The organism is Streptomyces sp. NBC_01294 (assembly GCF_035917235.1).
In the GTDB taxonomy this organism is placed as follows: Bacteria; Actinomycetota; Actinomycetes; order Streptomycetales; family Streptomycetaceae; genus Streptomyces; species Streptomyces caledonius.
The window spans coordinates 1-19,680 of record NZ_CP108424.1 but is presented as its reverse complement, the minus strand read 5'-3'; the positions used below and the strand labels follow the sequence as shown (position 1 = coordinate 19,680).

Genomic DNA, 19,680 nt, shown 5'->3' with positions numbered 1-19,680 from the left:
GCGTACATGGTGCTGACCCACGAGCGCCGGGAGCTGATGCGCGAGTGGGTCGGCCCGCTCCACGATGCCCTCCACCAGCCCCTCGGGCTGGCGGAGCAGACCGACCCGCGCCGCTACCTCCACATCCCGAAGAACTTCTCCGACGACGACGCGGAGATACGCATCGACCTGCCTACCCGGCTGGGCTTCTCCCGCGACGTCGTCGCCGACCTCATCACCCAGAAGCTCGCCCTGGAGGGCGTCACGTTCTCCTGGCACCCCGAGGGCCGCAAGCCGTACGTGCTGGTGAAGAAGACCCGCAAGCCCCCGGCGAAGGCCCTCTTCAAGGACCCCAAGACGCGGGAGCTGGTGGCCGCCGCGAAGGAGTCCGCGCCGATCAGCGGGTTCGGTGCCAGCGGGCGGATCGTCTCCGTCGACCTGGACGCCGAGTCCCCGCACATCCTGGTCAACGCCTCCACGGGCGGCGGCAAATCGGTGACCCTGCGCTGCATCGCCTGCCAGATGCTCCACCACGGCTCGCGCGTGTTCGTCCTGGACACCAAGCGGATCTCCCACCCGTGGGCGCGCGGCATCGACGGCGTCACCTACTGCGCCGACGTCGCCGACATCCACGACCAGCTCATCGCGCTCGGCATGGAAGGCCGGCGCCGCACCCGGGTCGCCGACGAACTCGGCATCGACGCCGACCCGAAAGCCATCGGCCCCAGGCTGCTGATCCTCCTCGAAGAGATCAACGCCACGATGAAGCAGCTGGCCCGCTACTGGGAGAAGACCCGCGAGCCCGGCGACCCGAAGGTCTCCCCGGCCATCGACGCGCTCAACGAGATCCTCTACATGGGCCGCCAGCTGCGCATGCACGTGCTCCTGGTCGCCCAGTCCGCCACCGCCCGCGCCCTCGGAGGCCCGGAAGTCCGCGAGCAGTTCTCCACCCGCGTCCTCGCCCGCTACAGCGTCAACGCCTGGCGCATGCTCGCCCCCGAGGTCCACCCGGCGCCGAAGTCCACCAAGCACCCCGGGCGCGCCCAGGTCGTCAGCGGCGGATCCGCGCGGGAGACGCAGGTCCTCTTCTTCACCGAGGCCGAAGCCCGCCAGTGGGCCACCACCGGCAAGGAGGCCGCGGCACTTGGCGCCACCCCGCCTGACCCGGTGCAGCTGCAGAAGTCGCCCGCCGACTCCCTCGCCGAAGTCTGGTCCACCAGCACCCTCGAACTCCCGGCCGCCACCGAGCCGCCCGCGAGCCGTGACCTACTCGCCGACGCCTGGAGCCTCACCCCTGCCGCAGTCCCGGACGAAAGCACGGCCAGCACCACGGCGCCGCTCGCGAAGCCGGCCCCGGCCGACAACGACGACCAGGCGGTGGGGCTGCGCGAAGCCCACGAACACCACCTGCCGGACATCACCATCGCCGCCCTGCGCCACGCCCGCGCCAACGACCGCCTTCCCCGGCCCGGTCGACAAGCGAGGCGCCGAACTCCTCTACCGCGTCCGGGACCTCAAGACGTGGGCCCGCAACCGGCCCCGCGCCGCCACCGGCACCACCGACCTCGACTGACCCGCCAGTCCGCCGACACCGGCAAACCGGCCCTGTCCGGTTCAGCCGACACGATCCCCCTCGTCCCGGAGAACACCAGGTTCACCAGGACCAGCAAAGAAGAGGAACACCGCCCCATGAAGAAGACCGCGCTCCCGAAGATGCTGAGCTTCGCCGCCCCCGACCTGCGCGAGCAGATAGAGGCGCTCCCCGCCGGGACCGCGCTCATCGGCATCAGCGCCACCGGACGGGCCATCGCCGTCGACCTGGACGCCGAATGCCCGCACGTCCTGGTCTGCACCGGATCCGGCGGCGGCAGCACCACGGTCCTGCGCTCGCTCACCGCCCAGTTCCTGCACCAGGGCGCCCACGCCCTGGTCCTCGACCCCAAGCGGATCTACCACCTGTGGGCCAAGGCCCTGCCGACGGTGACCCACCGCGGCAACGTCGCCGGCATCCACGACGCCCTGGTCGCCCTCGCCTCCGAGCTGGGGCGCCGCCTCGACCTCGACGGCGCCCTCGACAACGTGCCGCGCCTGATCGTCGCGATCGACGAGGCCAACACCACCCTGCGGCAGCTCGCCCACTACTGGGAGACGTTCCGGCAGAAGGACGACCCCAAGACGTCCCCGGCCATCACCGCGCTCGAGGAAGCCCTCTGCTCGGGACGCGCGGCCCGGGTCCACGTCATCTTCGACGGGCGGCCCAGCGCCGGTGTCCTCGGAGCGCGGGCCCACGAGCTGTTCGCCACGGTGATCCTTTCGCGGTTCACGGCCGACACCTGGCGGCGCCTCGCCCCGATGGCCGGCCCCGCCCCGAAGCAGAGCACGCACCCGGGCCGTGTCCACGTCGTCCAGCACAACGGCACCCACGAGACGCAGGCGATCCTGATGACCGACGCCGACGTCGTCAACTGGCTCACCGACCCGACGGGCGACGAGAGCTGACCCGAGGCCGGACACGCCACGGGCCCCGGGGACCAGCGAGGATCTCCGGGGCCCGGCTGTTGTGCGGAACCCGTATTCCGCCGGATCAGCAGCTGCTGCACCCGGTCAACGCTGCTGGACCCACCAGATGACCGACCCCATCGCGAAGGTGCCGAAGGCGGTCGCTGCTCCACGGACGATGCCGTGTCCGGCCGTGCGGCTCAGGGACCGCAGCGTCCGGCGGCGCCTGCCGGAGCGACGCGGGGCGCCGGGACGCAGGTCCCGCCCGGTTGGCGCCGGCTGCTCGAACCCCTGAGACGGGATGCTGTCCATCCGCTGCTGGCCCTGCTTCTGGGTAGTGAAGATCTTCATCGTCTTCTCCCTCGTGTGCCTGTTGCCTGACAGGAGCAAGGGAGCCTGAGACAGGCGCGGTTCAGCGAGCGAACATTCCACTGAACGGTGAGTCAGGCCAGGTCAGACCTGGTGAAATGACGGTTCAGCGAAGGTTCAGACTGAACAGGGAGACCCCATGGGGGACACGACGGCTCGTGACCGGCTCGCCGAAGAACTGAGAAATCTGGTAGCTGCGGCGGGCCTGCCCCCGGCACGGATCGAGGAGCAAGGGAAAAGGCAGACCCCGATCGCGAAGCTGGGGAAGTCCAAGCTCAGCGGCTGGCTCTCCGGCGAGTACGTGCCCGAGGCCGATGCGCCGTTCCGATTCCTCATCCGGCTGCTCGAACCCCGGGCCCAGAACCGGAGCGGCGTCCGACCGAGGGGGGAAAGCTGGTGGTTGGGCTTGCGGCAGAAAGCGGCCGACGAGCGGAGCGCGGCCAAGACGCCAAAACCCGCAGGTGGCCGTGCCCAGCCCGCCCCCGCTTCGGTGCCAGCCACTCCCTGTGCCGGTGACACGGACAAGGCCGCGCGACTGCTCCGGCTCCTACCGCAGGACGGGTACTGGTACCGCTGGCTCACGGACGCCGAGACGATGTTCCGTGTCCCGCTCACCGTGAGCGATCCGGTGTGTGACGCCCACCGCCCGCTGGAGACAGACCTGCCCGACTACGTCGACCCCGAGCTCCAGGATGCCGACCGTGACCTTGTCGCGGCCCTGGGAGCACTCTGCTTCGAGTTGAACGGGATGACGGACATCTCCGACGAAGGCCCCGACGTCCTGGAGATCGATCACCCCGGCACCAGCGCGGAGCGCAACGCGCTGAACCGGCAGGCATGCCAGGCCAGGGACCAGTTCATCCCCGCGTACACCAGAATGATCAATCTCCTCAACATCAAGGGGTTGCTCCCTCCCACGCCCAAGGATCCCCTCGACATCACTGTCGCTCTCCTGGCCGCGCGCTGGGTCCCGGGCGGAGCGCTCACCGTACCCCTTGCCCTCGGCGCCAAGCTGCCGAGCACCGACCCCACGGCCCCGTACTACTTCGTCGTGGAAGCAGCCAGCCGCAACGACCAGGCCCCCCAGATCGCCGCCGCCGGCATCGAGGTCATCCAGCCGAACGGTGACGCGGCCATCACGCACCTGCTCCCCGCCCGAGGCCCGGGTCACCGTCTTCAGCTGCCGTTCCAGCTCTCCGCCTACGGCGCAGGCCAAGCCGTACTCAACGCGATGGAAGTCGCCGCCGCCATCCGAGTGCTCGGTGACGCGGCGGCCCAGGCACGGGCCTTCGCCCGAACTGGGAACGGCCGGGTGTTCCACGGACCTTGGGTACCGGTGGAAGACATGCAGCCCTTCCTCGATGTGGTCCTCGCACCTGCCGATTCCTGAGGCGTAGATGTCCGGCATCACCATGTCGTACGGGACCGGGCCCCCATAGGCTGGGCGAATGCCGAAGGAATCTCCCGTGGCGAAGCGGGCTCGGAAGGCTGCGCTCAAGGCCGCTGCGCGCGCTCGCGCCGCCCGGATCGTTGCAGGCGAAATCCCCGACTACTTACGGCAGCCGAGCACGGGCAGACAGGAGCCTCGGCCGCTCACGCCGAAGCACAAGGTGGTCCAGGCCCCGCCCGAGCAGCCCACCAGAGCGTTCACCCCTCCCAGGAGTACCCCGCTAGTGCCTCGGGACCGGGAGCAGTACGCGGATAACGCACCGCCGGTGTGGGTGAGGGGAGGCTCCCGTGCCCAAGATGACTAGTGGCTCGGCGAGGTCGTGGTATCCGGGGATGACCACGGCCTCGAAGGAAGACATCCAGCACATGCGCCCGAAGCAGCGGAACAAGTACCGCCGCCTCGGGTTCACCTGGACAGAGATCAAGAAGATCGATCGCGCCATCGGCCGCGGCGAGACCACCCTCACCCTCAAGACCACCGCTGGCGAGGTGACCCTGATGCTTCCGCCCCGGTGGCGCTGACTGCAAGGAAGGCCCGTCCTGCTGGGACGACGAGGACGAGCCCACCCGGCGGTCGTGGAACATCAGCCCTTGCCGGGGTCGATGTCCGGTGTGCCGTCCTCGCCGTCGGGCTCGTCCTGGTCGCCGTCGAACGACAGCTGCCCGTCGAGATCGTCTTCCTCGTCGTCCACGTCGTTGCTGGCCGCCCCGGTCACCCCCGCGATGCTGGTGAAGTCGATGCGCGGCAACATCCCGGCGATGTCGAGTTTGGGCATGGACGCGGTGAGACTACGCCGCATACCGTCGAAGTCGACATTCGCAAAGAGCTGTTCGGACATGCTCCGGTTCAGGCCGGTGAGGTCGAGCGACTGAGCCAGCTGCTCGCCCAGGCGCCTCTGGAAGGTGGCAATGTCCCGCTGAGGGAGGAGCGCCTCGCTGAAGCTCCGGCGCAGGGAGCCAGCGACGTCGAGCGAATCCAAGAGCTCCTTGGAGAACAGGTTCTCCGCAGCAGAAGTCCCCTGGAGCCACTCGCTCATGGCCCGTCGTGTTACCCCGGCGACCCGTGCCTTGAGGCGCTTGAGGATCTCCATGCTTGCCGGATCGGATGCGTCCGGGGCCTCCGGCTCCTTCGGCGCAAGAAGGGTGGGCATCTCGTCCCCGTCCCGCGCGGAGAACAGCACCTTCGTCTCCCACACGCAGGCGGTGTAGCCGGGATTCGCCTCGTCGCCGTCGAAGGCCAGTCCGTAGAGCAGCCATCGGGCATTGGCCGTGTACCAGACATCCCCCTCGATCTCGTGGCCGGTCACATCCGTGACGGCCAGCAGTTCGACCTCGGGCGACGCGAACCAGCCGCTCCACCGCACAGCGGTGTCGGCAGCCCCCAGGCCGATGAATCCCGACGCCGAGGCGAGCACTTCCACCGCGGTCTGGGCAACCCCAGACCGTACCGGGAGTGACCTCAGCAGTTCGTCCGCGACCGCCTCGGCGTCCTTGCCCGAGACGGTCTTCGTGAATGCGGAGACGACCGCGTCGAAGTCGCTGAGCCGCGTGATGCGGTCCTGCAGACCCTCCACGTCCTCGTTCATCGGGTAGGGGTAGTCGACGCCGTTGCCGAAGTCCTTGGTGTTGTTCGTGACGAAGCAGACCTGCTCGTCCGGGTTCTCCTTGAGGAACTCCAGGATGGAGAACCAGATCGCCACGTCACGAGCGCCCTCCGAGTAGTCCCCGCCCCGCTTGGCCGGCGGAAGAGCCATGGCCTCGCGAGCGAGAGCCCGCCGTGCGACCTCCCCGCTGGTCTCGATCACCTCGAAGATCTCGCTGTAGAGCCCTCGCCAGTGATTCAGCAACCGCTCCACGTCCAGCGGTTCGAGGGTGCTCTTCAGCTCCCAAGGAAGCACCTCGCGCAGCTTGGCCAACGAGTTCATGACTGTGTGGTACTTCGCCGGGTAGTGCTTCGCCTGGTGCGCGACCATCTCCTCCAGCACCATCCACGGCACCGCGACCCGGTGATGACCGGACTGCCGCAGCTTCCGGATGATGTCCGCCCGCGGACCGTCGTGCGGCAGCAGGTTCACCGCGTTCGTATCGAAAATGATCAACTTCGCCTCCGTGCCGAGATACGCAACAGTCTCGCTGGCTCTACGACACCCACTCCAGCCCGAGGCCGGCCAGCGCGGTGAGCTTGTCGGCGGTGAGCTTGGCGCGGCGGGTCTTGGTGTTCGACAGGAACACCCCGAGCCCCACCTCGCTCCCATCCTCCAGGGGTTTCTACGTGGCTCCTGGGGACGGTCAGGGAGCCTGTGCGGGTCTTGTATTGCGGCCCAGGGCCTCAAGGCCCCGCTCGAAGGCTCCGGAGCCGCCCTTGCGGGCTTTTGCGGGGGGCTTCCTGCTCTGGGGGCAGGGGCAGGATGCTCGAGTTGTTCAGGCGTTCGCGCTGTCCGTCCATGAACGAGGCGAACCATGTGACGAATATCCTGCCGGTAGCCTTCGAGTCGAAAGCGGCCCCTCGCCGGGACGTGGCGAGGGGGCCGATGTGCGCTGGTGCTGGCGCTGGGGGAGGTGAACCGCCTCTTCATCAACGCCGACGCCTCCAAGGGCGGCGGCGTGTCACCCAGGTCAGTCCATTAGGTACTTGACCGCGTCGACCACGTGCGGGCCGTACCCGAACGCCGTGCTGAGGCGTTCGAGGCGGCTGTACGTCGCCGGGGACAGCTGCGTGGAGAAGTGGCTGGCGGCGCAGAGCAGGGAGCGGAAGGCCAGTTCGGCGCAGAGCGTCTCGGCGCAGCGCCTCAATGCCGCCTGCGTGGCGTCAAGCGGCGTGTGGCTCTCGCAGTGCTGGTTGAGCAGCCCTACGAGGTCCACCACTTCCGCGGTCAGTCTCCGGTGCTCGGCTGCCGCCGCCGACGTGCCGTCGGGCACGCACACCGGGTACGTCGTGCAGGACTCGACTGAGGCGCCGCGCGCGAGCGCGACTGGGACAGCCCACGCCAGCACGCGGTCGAGCCACTCGCGCTCCTGGCCGCGGATCTCAGGGGAGCCGCCGAGCTGCGGGTCCGTGGCTCGCCACAGCAGGTTGATCTCCTCGCCGTCGAGGCCGGAGTCTCGCAGCCGCAAGAGGTCCTCGATGAGCAGGAGGAGGCGGGTGGGGCCGCCCTCCGGCCCGTACCAATGGGTGATGTGGTCGAGTTCGGTTTCGGCGTAGAGAACCCAGTCGCCGTGGAAGGACGAGCCCAGGTCGGTCGCCCCGAAGCCGAAGGTGAGTTCGTCCCGTTCTGCCACCGGGTTGTGCATGGTTGTCCTCCTTACAGCGGGTAGGCGGTCAGGACGTAGAAGCCGCCGGGCTTGTGGCCCTTCTTGGCGACCAGGGTCACGGTGAAGCGGTTGCTCGTCGTCGGACGGTAGTTGCCCAGGTGGTCCATGCTGTCGCCGAGCGATCCGGTGCCGTACGTGCCGGTGAGCGGGAGCTGCTGCTTCCCATTGGGCTTGCCCGAGTCCGCGACCCACTTCGCGATGCGGGCCTTGTTCTCCTCGACGAGCTGGTTGACCGCCTTCTGAGCGAGGTCCGCGCTCGACCACCGGGAGTTGCGCGTGGGCCTGCCGATCCGGACCGTCTTCTCGGCGGCCAGGTCTTTCATCTCCTGCAGGGTCACGTTGACGTGCTCGTCCAGCGTGTGCGCGACGCCCGGGAACTCCCGTTCCGCGCGCGCCAGGTCGGTGCAGTTGTGGACGAGGACGTCGTCGGTGCCGACCTGCACGTAGTAGCTGTCGATGCCGGTGACATCGAGGTCGTACGTGTCCCGGCGGTCGGCGTACCGGACGGTGGCGCTCACCGTGACCTGCTCGCCTTCGGAGGTCCGCAGGCGGTCGCCCACACGCAGTTCGCCGGCGGGCGCCCAGGTCTGGCGCTCGGGCAGCCAGTACCGGTGGTTCTCGGTGGAGGTGACGGACGCCGTCACGCCGCCATCGCCGGGGACGGTCACGCGTACGAACGTCTTGTCCGTGTACGCGGAGGTGAACGGTACCGACTGGACGGGCCGGGGCTGGGTCAGCTCAGTGTTACCGCCGGGTTCGGTCGCAAGGACCAGGTCGCCCGCCCGTACGTCCTCGATCGGCCTGTGGGAGCCGTTCGCCATCAGCACCGGCGTGCCTGCCGGGAAGCTGTTACACGCGAAGATGTCGGCGGCTTGATCAGGCTGGTCGGGGAAGTTCTTCGCGGCCTTGCGCGCGGTGTTGATGATCTTGCGAAGGTCGTTGTAGGTGTCGCGGGCTTTATTTGCCTTGTCGGCGAATTCGTGTAGGCCCTTCGCCTTATTGAATGTGTTCTTGGATTTTTTGTATGCGCCGACGCCGAGGATGACGCTGCCGGCGTCGAGTAGGACGGTGAGGCAGCGGTTGAGGTCGGTGTCGGCGGCGCACTTGCGGATGTCGTTGATGCTGAAGGTGTCGAGGAGGAAGTCGAGGCTGTTGTCCTTGAGCCAGTCGGTGAGGCTGGTCTCGAGGATCTTTTCGGCGTCGCGGAGTTCCTTCACGCAGTCTCGGCCCGCGGGCTGGCAGTTCTCGCGAAGGAGCCGTTCGTCTTCTTCTCGCTCTGCGGCGTTCTCGGGTCCGCCGATCCGGGTCCAGCCGGCTTTGCCGTCCCATCGGTAGGTGGCGCTGCGGTCGGGGGTGAGGCCGTAGAGCTGGGTGTCGCTGACGGTGAAGGTGGCGCCGGGCCCGCCGATCTCGGTCCACTGGTCGGGTGTGCCGTTGTACTGGTAGATGTGGCCGGTGTCGGGGTTGGTGGCGAAGAGGCCTGCTCCGCCGGCGTAGATGTTCTCCGCGGGGCCGCCGATCCGGGTCCATTCGGTGCCGTTGCCGGTCCATTCGTAGACGGCGGAGTGGTCGGGGGCGATGGCGTAGAGGTGGTCGTGGCCTGAGGTGAAGGTGGCGCCGGGGCCGCCGATCTCGGTCCAGTGGTCGGGGGTGCCGCCGTATTGGTAGATGTGGCCGGTGTCGGGGTTGGTGGCGAAGAGGCCTGCTCCGCCGGCGTAGATGTTCTTCGCCGGGCCGCCGATCCCGGTCCAGTCGTCGCCGTCCCACTGCCCGATGCCGTCGGGGGTGAGGTGGTAGAGGTGGTCACCGGTGACGGCAAAGCTGCCGTTCGCCTCGCCGATCGGCTCCCAGGTCCTGGCCTCGTCGTTGTACTTGCTGATCTGCTTGTTTGTGTCGGGGCGGGTGATGAACACTCCCGCGCGGCCGGCGTACACGGAGCCGGCAGGGCCGCTGATCTGCTCCCACCGGCTGCCGCTGCGGCGCCACAGTGCGCTGCGGTCGGGTGTCAGGGTGTAGAGGTCGTCCTTGGCGGTGACGGCCATGGTGAGCGCCGCATCACCACCCTCGGCCGGCTCGGGGTCCTCGTCTTCCAGCCCGTCCTCATCTGCAGCCGGGCTCTCGTCCGCGGGGTCAGGAGCGGCAGGGGGCTGTGCCTGCTCCGTCGGCTGCGGCGGCGCCGGGGGACTGACGGGCGTTGCAGGTGCGCCGAGGGCGGTCCAGTCGGTGCCCTGGCCGCTCCATCGATGGACGCTGTTGCCGTCGGGTGCAAGACCGTAGAGGTGGCTGCCGCCAGCGGTGAAGGCCTTGCCCGCTTCGCCGACCTGTCCCCATTGTTCGGGCTGTCCGCTGTAGCGGTGGATCTTCCGGTCGGTGCTGGTGGCGAAGAGCCCGGCTCCACCGGCGTGGAGATCTTGGGCAGGTCCCCCGATCTTGGTCCAGTTGGTGCCGTTGCCGGTCCATTCGTAGACGGCGGTGCGGTCGGGGTTCAGGCCGTAGAGGTGGTCGCCGGTGACGGCGAAGTCCGCACCCGCACCGCCGATCTGGGACCAGCTGTCCGGCTGCCCGTTGTACTTGTTCAGCTGTCCGCTGCCGCGGCTGGTGGCGAAGAGCCCGGCTCCACCGGCGTGGAGATCTTGGGCAGGTCCCCCGATCTTGGTCCAGTTGGTGCCGTTGCCGGTCCATTCGTAGACGGCGGTGCGGTCGGGGTTCAGGCCGTAGAGGTGGTCGCCGGTGACGGCGAAGTCCGCACCCGCACCGCCGATCTGGGACCAGCTGTCCGGCTGCCCGTTGTACTTGTTCAGCTGTCCGCTGCCGCGGCTGGTGGCGAAGAGCCCGGCTCCACCGGCGTAGAGATCCTGGGCGGGGCCGCCGATCTTGGCCCACTCCGTGCCGTGCCCGCTCCAGCGGTAGACGGCGCTGTGGTCGGCGGCGAGGGCGAACAGCTGGTCGTCGCCGGTGGCGGCCACCGATGCCAGGGTGACGGGTGCGGCCGGTACGGCAGGGGTGTCGGCCGCCGCCGCGGGAACGGTGGAGATCAGGCCTGCGGTCAGGGTGCCGGCTACCAGGAGGCTGATCCGCTGGACGAGTCGGGGCTGTTTACGTGTACGGGACCGGTTGCGATCGCGGGACAGGAGACGGGCCACAGCATGCTCCTCGAATCGGTGGATGGATGGTTGGCGGGCTTCCCGCCCAGGGGTGAGCGGCGCGCCATGGCGTGCGGAGGGCGGGCCGGATCAGAGCCAGGTCTGGGCGGGTGAGCCGTCGCAGTCGCGCTGGTAGGCCACGGCGCCGTTGCCGGGGGTGTCCGCGCTGATCTCCAGGCACTTGCCGGAGTTGGCGTTGACGAGGTTCCAGCCGCCGCCCTTGGCGGGCTCCTGGCGCCAGGTCTGGGTGGCGGAGCCGTTGCAGTCCCACTGGTTGGCATTGGCGCCGTTGTGGACGGCGTCGGCCCGCACTTCCAGGCACAGCCCGGAGTTGGCGTTGGTGAGGATGCCGGTGGCGCCGGCCTGGGAGCTGGTCCACTGCTGGGTGGCGGAGTTGTTGCAGTCCCACTGGCTGGCGAGGTCGCCGTCGGCGGTGGTGTCGCCCCGGATCTCCAGGCACTTCTTGGACACCGCGTTCACCCACATCCTGGGCACGCTCGGGGTCCAGCCCTTGTCGGGGTCCGGCGTCGTGCCGGCGGGGCCGCGCTTCGCACTGGCGGGACTGGGTACGGCCTTGGCGGTCTTCTCGCCCGAGGGAGCCGGCGCGGCGCTTGGGCTGTCGGTGATGTGCTTGTAGCGCAGGGCGGTGTAGGAGCTGGTGGGGTGTCCGGCGAGGGTGGGGGCGTGGATGCTGCCCTCGGACTTGTTGGTGGGGCGGGAGCGGCTGCTCTGCTGGTAGTAGGTGAAGGTGCCCTTGGCCTGATCGGTCCAGCCGCCGAAGATCACCGCGTGCTGGCTGGAGTTGAGGACGTCGCCGGGCTTGAGATCCGCGACGTCGATCCTGGTGGCGACGGAGGGCAGGGAGCGGGTGCTCAGGCTGGACTTCAGCTGCCAGGCCATCGAGACGAATCCGGAGCAGTCCTGGCGGTAGCGGCCACCGGTGGCGGCGTCGGCCCACCAGCTGAAGGGAGACCCGAGCCCGTTCGAGCTGTAGGGGACCTCGGCGTCGACCCAGGCCTGCGCCCGCTTGGTCACCTGGTCACGGGTGACGGTCTCTCCTGCTGCGGCGCCCGCTCCCAGGGTGCCGGTGGAGGTGACCGGGGCGCTGTCGGACTGAGTGCTCGCGGCGTGGGCGGGGAGTACGGCGATGATGGTGACGGTGAGGGCACCGGCCAGCAGCACGCCGAAGCGCCGCAGCCGCATTGCCGGCTGGCTGACGGGATATGGGGACAGGGCACGGTCCCCCGGGGGAAGTCGGGTCACAGGATGCTCCAGTGAGTTTGTCTGGGAAGTGCTGGAGACCCACGTTGTGACCTGGTCTGATTGTCCGTTGGGGCGTTGAGGGATCAGCGCAGGTCAGCGGGGTGGTGGTCACCGGACAACCGCGAACTTGCGCGAACTTCCCCGAACACGCCGGACGTCGAAGGGGGAGAGATGAACCGACCGGGGCGCCTTCCGGGGCCGTTGAAGGGCCGCACGGCCGAGGCGAATGCCCTCGCGCAGTTCCTGCGGGAGCTGACCGCGGAGGACACGGTGAGCCGGCTGGAGGAGCGGTACCAGCTGAGCAGGAGCGTGTGGAGCGAGTACCGCTCCGGCCTGAAGACCATTCCACTGCCCCGCCTCAACCAGATCATCGAGGACCGCTTCCCCCGCGACGCCCGCACCAGAGGTGCCAAGCTCCAGGAGGCGCGTCGCCTCCACGCCGCCGCCATGGCAGCAACCCCTGCCCCGCCCGCCGCCGCACCGGCTCCGGGCCCCGCCCCCATGTCGGCCCCGGCCCCGGGCGGCCCCGCTCCCGGCCCTGACCAGGCTCCGACGCCGGCGATCGTCCGCGACGACACGGCCGGGTTGTCCGCGGACAACCCGCCGACCTCGGACGACGCCGCACCGAAGCGCCCGAGCGAGACCGCCCCGGACCAACCGCCGGCGGCCCCGGCGGATCCGAGTCTCCGCGGCTACGCGGCGGAAGGTGCCCCACCGGCCCCACCCACTGGCCTTGTCCCGCGCGCGGCCCGGCTGAGGCGCTGGAGGACACCTGCGCAGTGGGCGGCACTCGCGGCCCTGGTCGCGGTCCTCGTCATCGCCAACCAGATCCAGCGCTCGAAGGACCAGCCCGACACCGCGTCCTCGCTGGGCGACCCCGGGCAGGGCCGGCAGAGCGCGGCGCCCGCAGAACCGGGCTCGTTATCCAGCGGTCCGACGGCCCCGGAGGAATCCCGGTCCACGCCCCCGACGTCATCCGCCCAGGCATCGCCAGCGCCGACACGGCCCCCGGGCGACGGGGCCAGCACCGTGGCCGCGACCTCCAGCCGCCTCTACCGCATCACCGCCGACGCACAGGTCGAGGAGTACACCGGCAAGGCCGGCGCCTGGACCGTCATCCGCAAACACGCGACCAACCGGCTCATCACCAGTCCCACGACGCTCTACGCCACCGACAGCGGCACCGGCAACATCGAGGAGTTCGACGGGTCGAAGAAGACCTGGACGGTCATCGGTGGCCCGGGCAGCTTCTTCGCGGCGACCGCCAGCCACCTCTACGGCGTCGGCACCCTGGGCACGATGGAGTACAGCGGCACGCCGGGTGTCTGGCACCTGGTGCGAGGCGCGACCGACCGGATCTTCACCAGTCCCACGACGCTCTACGCCACCGACAGCACCACCGGCAACATCGAGGAGTACGACCGGTCGAAGAAGACCTGGACGGTCATCGGGGGTCCCGGCAGCTCCTTCGCGGCGACCGCCAGCCACCTCTACGGCGTCGGCCCCGACCACCAGGGCACCTTCGAATACAGCGGCACGCCGGGTGTCTGGCACCCCGTGCGCGGCGCGACCGACCGGATCTTCACCAGCTCCACGACCCTCTACACGACCGACGCCACCAGCGGGAAGCTACAGGAGTACGACCGGTCCAAGAAGACCTGGACTGCCATCGGCGATCCCGTCAGTTCCTTCGTCGCGACCAAGGACCGCCTTTACAGCGTCAGTGCAGACCTCTCCAACATCTACGAATACTCCAGCACACCAGGATCCTGGTCTCCCATCGGCAGCCCCTGACAGGAGAGCAACCCGGGCCCGCGCCGATATGCGTGCGCGGGTCAGGCCCGGTGCCCACACGTTGATGCGACTGAGCGTTTGATTTGGCGAGTTGAGTGCGGGCGGGAGGTGGACGGTGAGGCGGCGCATGCGGCCGTCGTCGGTGGTGCCGACGGGTGCGGTGTAGCCGAACCGGGCGCGGGTCTCGACGGTGATGCCGGTGCGGGTGGCGGCTTCCTTGCGGCGGCGGCCGCGCACCACAGGCTGCCAGCGGGCGCGTACGGCCGCGTCGATGCGGTTGGTGATCGCCTTGGGCGGGGTTTTGCGTTCGCCGGTGCGGTAGCGCTCGATGGAGCGCTGGCTGACGCCGAGCTCGGCGGCACGGCGCTGGTGGTCTTCAGCTTGCCCATCAGGAAGTTGATGCGGCCCTTCAGGGTCTTGGGTGGCTCCCGCGTGAACACTTCCTGGGCCGCGCGTTCCAGGGCGTCGTCGATGTCCCCCACGGCTTCTATTCTCCTTCGTCGGTGACGGCGTGCACTATCTGTGTGAGCACGTAGGTGGGGGCTCGCGACGCTTGCGATGGACATGTGTGTTGATCTTGGTGTGGGGTCGGATCCTTTTTCGTGTGCGACGACAGGGTGAACACGAAGAGCTGGTTCACAGAGCGGTTCCGCTTCGGGACGTGCCCATCGTTTGGTGATGTGCGGCTCGGAGTACGGGGCCGGCCATGCTTGGAGCCGGATCTCCTCGGTGCAGGCCAGGGCCCCGCGGCCGCGGCCCCCGGACAGCCGGCCCCGGCCCAAGCCGCCGTCCCCGCCCACCGGCAACAGGCCGCGCCCACCAGGGGCGCGGGACGTGCACGGTGAGCGGCACGGGTCTGACGCCAGAGAAAACACCCGTTTCCGCCTCGTCCATGACGGTGAGGAACTCGCCGTTCACGCCCGCACCACCGATCGGCCAGCCGCTTCAGGGCATGGGCGGGCGAAGCGCCAAGGACGTCCTGAGCCCTCCCACGAGCCCACACCCTCGGTCCAGAGCCGGTGCGGAGGCAACCCGCGGCCCTTGTCACGACACGTCCACTTTTGACTGGCTTGCGCGGAATACGTCGTTACCGTGATCGCATGACGTCTGACTCGGCCTCACCATCCGCAAACCTCTCCTCGATGGACAGGGCGGAGTTTGCCTTCCCTGGCCCACTTCGCGACCAGCTCGTCGCAGCGATCCTCGACGGTTCCAAAACCTCCACGACAACGCTCGTCGCCGACTACGAGCATGAGGGGGAACCCCTGCCGGAAGTCGGGAGCCGTTCGGTGGTCATCGACTCGGACGACCGTCCGGTCGCGATCATCGAGGTGACCGGCGTGCGCGTCGTCCCGCTCGCGCAGGTAGACCTCGCGCACGTCGTGGACGAAGGGGAGGGGGACACCAGCGTGGCCGAATGGCGGGCAGGCCACGAGCGGTTCTGGCACAGCGAAGAGATGCGTGCGGCGTTGGAGGACCCCGACTTCACCGTGAACGACGCGACACTGGCGGTTCTGCAACGCTTCCGCCTGATCACCGACCTTCGCCCCGCCGATTGACCGTTCTCGTATCGCTCACTACGCCGTAAGAGCCGTCAACGACCAGGGGGCACCGGAGAGCGGTCAAAGGCGCATCGACATCGAGACCCAGCTGAAAAGCAAGGTCAGAGGCGACAAGCAGGCCGGTATCGGCCTGAGCGCGTTCCTGCCGCAGATGGACCGCATGACCGCCGCCGTCCATTACCCCGGCGAGGACGGGATGCCGCCCGCGGCTGGGGACGCAGGCCCGCGCCGACCGGGCGGTGACCGCGGAGGAGTCTCCCGGCACCGCATGCGGTTCACACGGCTGCGCCTGGACGTCACACGCAGGACGTGCCGCCGTTCGGGACGGGGCTGGCCGCAGCGTCTGCCGGCTGAGCGTGGCGGTGGCCATCGTTGCCGGCTCAAGTCCGGCGACGATGGGCGACGTCTCACGGATGCCCCTGCCCCAGCGTGGGTTCCCGGAGGCGGCTCGCGCTTCGTGCGTCCGGGCGGGTGGCAGTCCGACCGGGGGATACGTGGCAGCCGGCCGCGTCAGTCGTCGTCCGGCGCCGGGAGGATCCGCACGGTCTCGGTGGTCGTGACAGTCGTCTTGACCACCTTGCCGTGGTGGTTCTTGGTCGTCTTGGTGATGGTCTTGGTCGTGGTGACCTTGACCCTGCCGTCGCGCAGGAAGCGTTTGACGGTCTTCGTCTCGGTCTTGGTCGTCGTCTTGTTGCCGACCGGGTGTGCCTGGTGGTCGGGCGCCATCTGCACGGCTGCGACCTGCGGTGCCGGTGCGGCCAAGGCGCTAGAGGGCAGTAGCGCACCGCCTACGGCGAGGGCTCCGGAGGCGCCGAGGAGGGCGAGACGCTGGGTCAGGGTGGTGGTGCGGATCATGATGGTGCTCCTTGCGGTCAGAGACTGCCCGGGGGCCGAGGAGCGGCCCTCTTCGGGTGGGCCCGTGTCGGGCCCGTGTCTCCATTGGGCCCCGGAGAGCCCTGACGGGTCACCCCCCCTGGAACTCGGGGCTTGACGCGTATCCGCCGACGTGGCAGTGCCCCGGAACGCACGGCCCAGACCGCTGCCGAGCCCCGGGTCTCGGAGGCGGTGCCCCCGGCCGGGCTGGAGCATACCGAGACCGGCGCATCCTCCAGGCGCGTCCAACAGCCCACGCCTTACCCCACCCCTGGGCGCCCTTGCCGCCGAACTGGAGACGGTCCAGGCTGTGCTGCGGGCCCGGTCAGGGCGGGCTGGACGGCGGACCGGCTGACAGAGGCTCCGGCGGTCCCGCTTCCCCAGGGCCGGCCCCGAGTGACCGCCCCGAGTGACCGCCCCGAGGGACCGCCCCGAGGGACCGCCCCGGCGGTCGGCCACCTCGTCAGGGCCGGCCTCCTGGTTGGTCTCGGCAGGGAGGCCGAGTCCCCGAGGTCCACCCGGACCAGATGGCCGCGCCCGGTGCGAAGCCGTGTACCGGCCAGGTGACGCGCACCGCCGACCGTGCATGAGAGAGCACGACCGCACCCCGAACCCGCCCATGCGACTACGACGGGGCTAGCGACTTGGCCGATGCCGGGGCCCGGGGATTGCGGGACGATCACGAGGCAGCCCAGCCCACACCGAGGCCGGCGAGGGCGGCGCGCTGTGTCTGGTCGAGCCGGTCGCGGCGTTGTTTCTGGTTGGCGAGCCAGATCCCGACGCGGTGGATGTCCCCGTCGGGCATTTCCTGTACTCCGGCGCGCCCTGGCAGGGTGCCTTCCCGTGCGATGTACCGGGCGAGGGCCTCAAGGCCTTTCTTGAACGCCTCGCCGCCCGCGCGCGGCCGGGAGGCCGCAGCCGTCTTCGCCGGGGCCCTGCGGGCGCGTGGAGCCTTGGTCACGTCGAGTTCGTCGAGCCGGCGCTGCTGTTCGGCGTTGAGCCGGTTCCAGTCCCGGCGTTGGGTGGTGAGCCAGCGTCCGACGTCCTCGCCGTGCAGGGTGACACCGGGCACCACGTCCGCGAGCCGGGCGCCGCCCGCGAGGAGCTGGGCGAGGTAGGCGTAGTGCCGCTGCCAGTCCACGGTCCATCCCAGCGTCTGCGGGTTCCAGTCGGGGTCGATCGCGGCCAGGGCGGCGGCCCGCCGCTGCACGCGCACCGGGTCCTTCCCGAGTCCGCCGGGACGGCGCACATTGGTGAGCCACTGTCCGATCGCGATGTCGAGGATCGACGCGCCTCGCGGCGCGGCCAGGGTGCCGTGCAGCTGGTGGTAGGCGCGTGCCGCGCCGAGGTTGGCCTCGAAGCCGGCGTCGGCGGTGTCCCACACGATCCCCAGCTGCTCCAGCTCCGCCGCGCGCTCGCCGGTCATGGTCCCGGCCCGGTAGGCCCTGCGCTGATCGGACAGCCACCGCCCCAGCGGGAACTTCCCCTCGGCCTCGATGTGCTCGTAGGGGACGCCCAGGTCGCCTTCGCGCTGCCGGTAGCGGTGGGCGGCTTCTGCGCCTCGGCGCCAGTCCTGCCGTTCGGTGTTGATGACCTGATAGGTGATCCACTTCGCGATCAGCGCCGGATCGCGGGGCGCCGCGAACCGGAGCAGCAGCCGGCTCTCCTCCTCGCCCTCCTCGGGCACCGGACCGACCGGCAGCGATGGCTCGACGACGCGTTTCTGGCTCTCTTGCGGAATGGCAAGCATCTCCACGGCACGAGAGTCGTGAGCCCGCAATCCTTCCAAAACCCGGATAAGAGGGCGGTACGAATTCGAGGAAAGCATGTCCTCAGGCTTTTCATCCGCACCCAAAAAGATGGGCACGATCAGAGTCGCCATCTTCCCCTGCCCGGGGTGCTGGCGCAGGGCCCGGCCGATCGCCTGCACGATGTCCACGGCCGACCCCTTGGGGTCGACCAGGGCCACCGAATCCACACTTCTGATGTCGATGCCCTCGCCCAGGACCTTGCAGTTGGCCAGCACGGCGCGGCCGGCTCGGCGTCCGAAGTCGGCGAGGACCGTCTGCCGGTGGGCGCTTTCGTGGTCTCCGCACAGCCATCCCGACCACACCCTCTCCGGATGCCTGGCCGGGTCCACCTGGTGCAGCCGGGCTGCGACGCGGTGCAGGCCGGCGGCGAAGGCCTCCGCCTCCACCGTCCGGTGGTGGAAGGTGATCGTCGTCTGCAGCCCGTGCGCGGACATGGTCTCCAGCAGGGCGGTCTGCAGCGCGGCGAGCCGCTCACCGCGCAGCTGCTCCTCGTACCGTTCCTCACCCAGCAGCCGGTCCGGGGTCACCACCGGATCAGTCAGCTCCGCCACGACGATCTGGTACTTCGCCAGCAGCCCGCGGGAGATGGCGGAGGCGAGGGACAGCTCGTAGACGACGGGTCCGAACACCTTCTCGTCGTCCATCGAGCATGCGAGCTCCTTCGGGAGCCGGTCCCAGCGCGGCCTGCTGACATAGACCCGCCCCTCGGCCTCCGCCTCCCTGCGCTCTTCCGCCTCGGCGAGCCGCCGCGCCTCCTCCATCTCCCGCTCCTGCGCCCGCGTACGGGCAGGGCGTTCCTTCCAGATCCGCGGCGTCGCGGTCATGTACAGCCGGCGCATCGCAGGGATCACCTCCTGGCGGTGAACGTCCGCCCACGCCTTCCCGGCCGACCCCGACGTCCGGTGCGCCTCGTCGACGACGACCAGGTCAAACATGTCCATGGGCAGCCCGTACGCCCCCTCGTGCGCCTCGGCGATGACCGGCAGCGACGCGTAGGTGGCGTAGACGGTGACGGGGCCGTGCCCGTGCCACAGTCCCAGCTGCGGGGCCGAGGTCGTGGTCCGGACGTCGAGCTGCCACAGCTGCGGGTCGTCGTCCAGTGAGCAGACCGCGACGGCGGGCCCGCTGTGTCCGGCGAGCCGCCAATCCCCCACCGTCTGCGCCAGCAGATCCAGCGTCGGAAGCAGCACCAGGACCCGCCCGTGCCGCGCCAGCCGGAGTGCCGCCGCGGCCGCCATGAAGGTCTTGCCTGTCCCGCACGCCGCCACCACCGCGGCACGCAGACCAGCCTCAGGGATCCGCTTCCCAGGAGGAATATCCAGCCCCCGGACAATAGCCTCCACCGCTTCCTCCTGATGAGGACGCAGCACGATGTCACCAGACTTCTGCATTCGGCACTCCGCTGAACTCGAAGCGGCGGACAGGCCCGCCGGGGAGGGGGTGGCGATGTTCTCGGGATCCTACACAGCTACACACATCACATCCAACATGATGCACACTTACGACTGTACCGCGCCCACACTCCCCAGCGATGTCCGGAACAAGACATCACCGGATCCCGGACTCGGAAACGAACGGTCTCTACCACAGCTATGGGTTACCCGTGGACGATGGATGCGTCGACAC

General features: G+C 69.4%; 12 protein-coding genes and 1 pseudogene. 5 read left to right on the top strand and 8 right to left on the bottom strand.

Annotated features, from left to right (window positions below; all coding sequences use genetic code 11):
* Nucleotides 1-6: 6 nt before the first annotated feature.
* The gene (locus OG534_RS37495; protein WP_326594088.1) at nt 7-2,478 is read left to right on the top strand and encodes a helicase HerA domain-containing protein; all 2,472 of its coding nucleotides are present in this window, start codon (nt 7-9) and stop codon (nt 2,476-2,478) included.
* Between the two features lie 105 nt (nt 2,479-2,583).
* Here OG534_RS37495 and OG534_RS37490 read toward each other — a convergent pair whose 3' ends face one another.
* Complete coding sequence (locus tag OG534_RS37490; protein WP_326594087.1) at nt 2,584-2,829, bottom strand: hypothetical protein; 246 nt, start codon at nt 2,827-2,829, stop codon at nt 2,584-2,586.
* 508 nt (nt 2,830-3,337) lie between these two features.
* Here OG534_RS37490 and OG534_RS37485 point away from each other — a divergent pair.
* Together OG534_RS37485 and OG534_RS37480 are read left to right on the top strand one after the other, a co-directional pair.
* Complete coding sequence (locus OG534_RS37485; RefSeq protein WP_326594086.1) at nt 3,338-4,237, top strand: hypothetical protein; 900 nt, start codon at nt 3,338-3,340, stop codon at nt 4,235-4,237.
* Nucleotides 4,238-4,629: 392 nt separating this feature from the next.
* Nucleotides 4,630-4,818, top strand: coding sequence for a hypothetical protein (locus OG534_RS37480; protein ID WP_326594085.1), 189 nt, complete (start codon nt 4,630-4,632; stop codon nt 4,816-4,818).
* Between the two features lie 62 nt (nt 4,819-4,880).
* Here the strand turns inward: OG534_RS37480 and OG534_RS37475 are convergent, their stop codons facing one another.
* From OG534_RS37475 to OG534_RS37455, 4 genes are all read right to left on the bottom strand, one after another.
* Nucleotides 4,881-6,395 (bottom strand): PIN domain-containing protein, encoded by a 1,515-nt coding sequence (locus tag OG534_RS37475; RefSeq protein WP_326594083.1) that lies wholly within the window; start codon nt 6,393-6,395, stop codon nt 4,881-4,883.
* Nucleotides 6,396-6,912: 517 nt separating this feature from the next.
* Nucleotides 6,913-7,587 carry a hypothetical protein gene (locus OG534_RS37465; protein ID WP_326594080.1) on the bottom strand — a complete coding sequence of 225 codons (675 nt, stop codon included), beginning with the start codon at nt 7,585-7,587 and terminating at the stop codon, nt 6,913-6,915.
* An 11-nt stretch (nt 7,588-7,598) separates the two neighbouring features.
* Entirely contained in the window at nt 7,599-10,751 is a 3,153-nt protein-coding gene (locus OG534_RS37460) for an RNase A-like domain-containing protein (protein ID WP_326594078.1), read from the bottom strand.
* Nucleotides 10,752-10,841: 90 nt separating this feature from the next.
* On the bottom strand, nt 10,842-12,014 hold the full coding sequence (locus tag OG534_RS37455) for an RICIN domain-containing protein (RefSeq protein WP_326594076.1): 1,173 nt from the start codon (nt 12,012-12,014) through the stop codon (nt 10,842-10,844).
* Nucleotides 12,015-12,185: 171 nt separating this feature from the next.
* On the opposite strand from OG534_RS37455, the gene OG534_RS37450 reads away from it, so the two are divergent.
* On the top strand, nt 12,186-13,808 hold the full coding sequence (locus OG534_RS37450) for a hypothetical protein (protein WP_326594074.1): 1,623 nt from the start codon (nt 12,186-12,188) through the stop codon (nt 13,806-13,808).
* A gap of 99 nt (nt 13,809-13,907) precedes the next feature.
* Here OG534_RS37450 and tpg read toward each other — a convergent pair.
* Nucleotides 13,908-14,290, bottom strand: a pseudogene (gene tpg, locus OG534_RS37445) (telomere-protecting terminal protein Tpg); the annotation flags it as partial.
* 618 nt (nt 14,291-14,908) lie between these two features.
* Between tpg and OG534_RS37440 the strand changes: the two are divergent.
* The gene (locus OG534_RS37440) at nt 14,909-15,367 is read left to right on the top strand and encodes an ASCH domain-containing protein (protein WP_326594072.1); all 459 of its coding nucleotides are present in this window, start codon (nt 14,909-14,911) and stop codon (nt 15,365-15,367) included.
* Nucleotides 15,368-15,880: 513 nt separating this feature from the next.
* On the opposite strand, the gene OG534_RS37435 is transcribed toward OG534_RS37440, so the two are convergent.
* Nucleotides 15,881-16,225 carry a hypothetical protein gene (locus tag OG534_RS37435; protein WP_326594070.1) on the bottom strand — a complete coding sequence of 115 codons (345 nt, stop codon included), beginning with the start codon at nt 16,223-16,225 and terminating at the stop codon, nt 15,881-15,883.
* Nucleotides 16,226-16,922: 697 nt separating this feature from the next.
* Nucleotides 16,923-19,445 carry a DEAD/DEAH box helicase gene (locus tag OG534_RS37430; RefSeq protein WP_326594068.1) on the bottom strand — a complete coding sequence of 841 codons (2,523 nt, stop codon included), beginning with the start codon at nt 19,443-19,445 and terminating at the stop codon, nt 16,923-16,925.
* Nucleotides 19,446-19,680 lie beyond the last annotated feature (235 nt).

Coding starts and splice junctions, on each gene's coding strand:
- OG534_RS37465 (WP_326594080.1), bottom strand. CDS start 7,587: ATGCACAACCCGGTGGCAGAACGGGACGAACTCACCTTCGGCTTCGGG.
- OG534_RS37480 (WP_326594085.1), top strand. CDS start 4,630: ATGACCACGGCCTCGAAGGAAGACATCCAGCACATGCGCCCGAAGCAG.
- OG534_RS37430 (WP_326594068.1), bottom strand. CDS start 19,445: ATGCAGAAGTCTGGTGACATCGTGCTGCGTCCTCATCAGGAGGAAGCG.
- OG534_RS37495 (WP_326594088.1), top strand. CDS start 7: ATGGTGCTGACCCACGAGCGCCGGGAGCTGATGCGCGAGTGGGTCGGC.
- OG534_RS37435 (WP_326594070.1), bottom strand. CDS start 16,225: ATGATCCGCACCACCACCCTGACCCAGCGTCTCGCCCTCCTCGGCGCC.
- OG534_RS37450 (WP_326594074.1), top strand. CDS start 12,186: ATGAACCGACCGGGGCGCCTTCCGGGGCCGTTGAAGGGCCGCACGGCC.
- OG534_RS37490 (WP_326594087.1), bottom strand. CDS start 2,829: ATGAAGATCTTCACTACCCAGAAGCAGGGCCAGCAGCGGATGGACAGC.
- OG534_RS37440 (WP_326594072.1), top strand. CDS start 14,909: ATGACGTCTGACTCGGCCTCACCATCCGCAAACCTCTCCTCGATGGAC.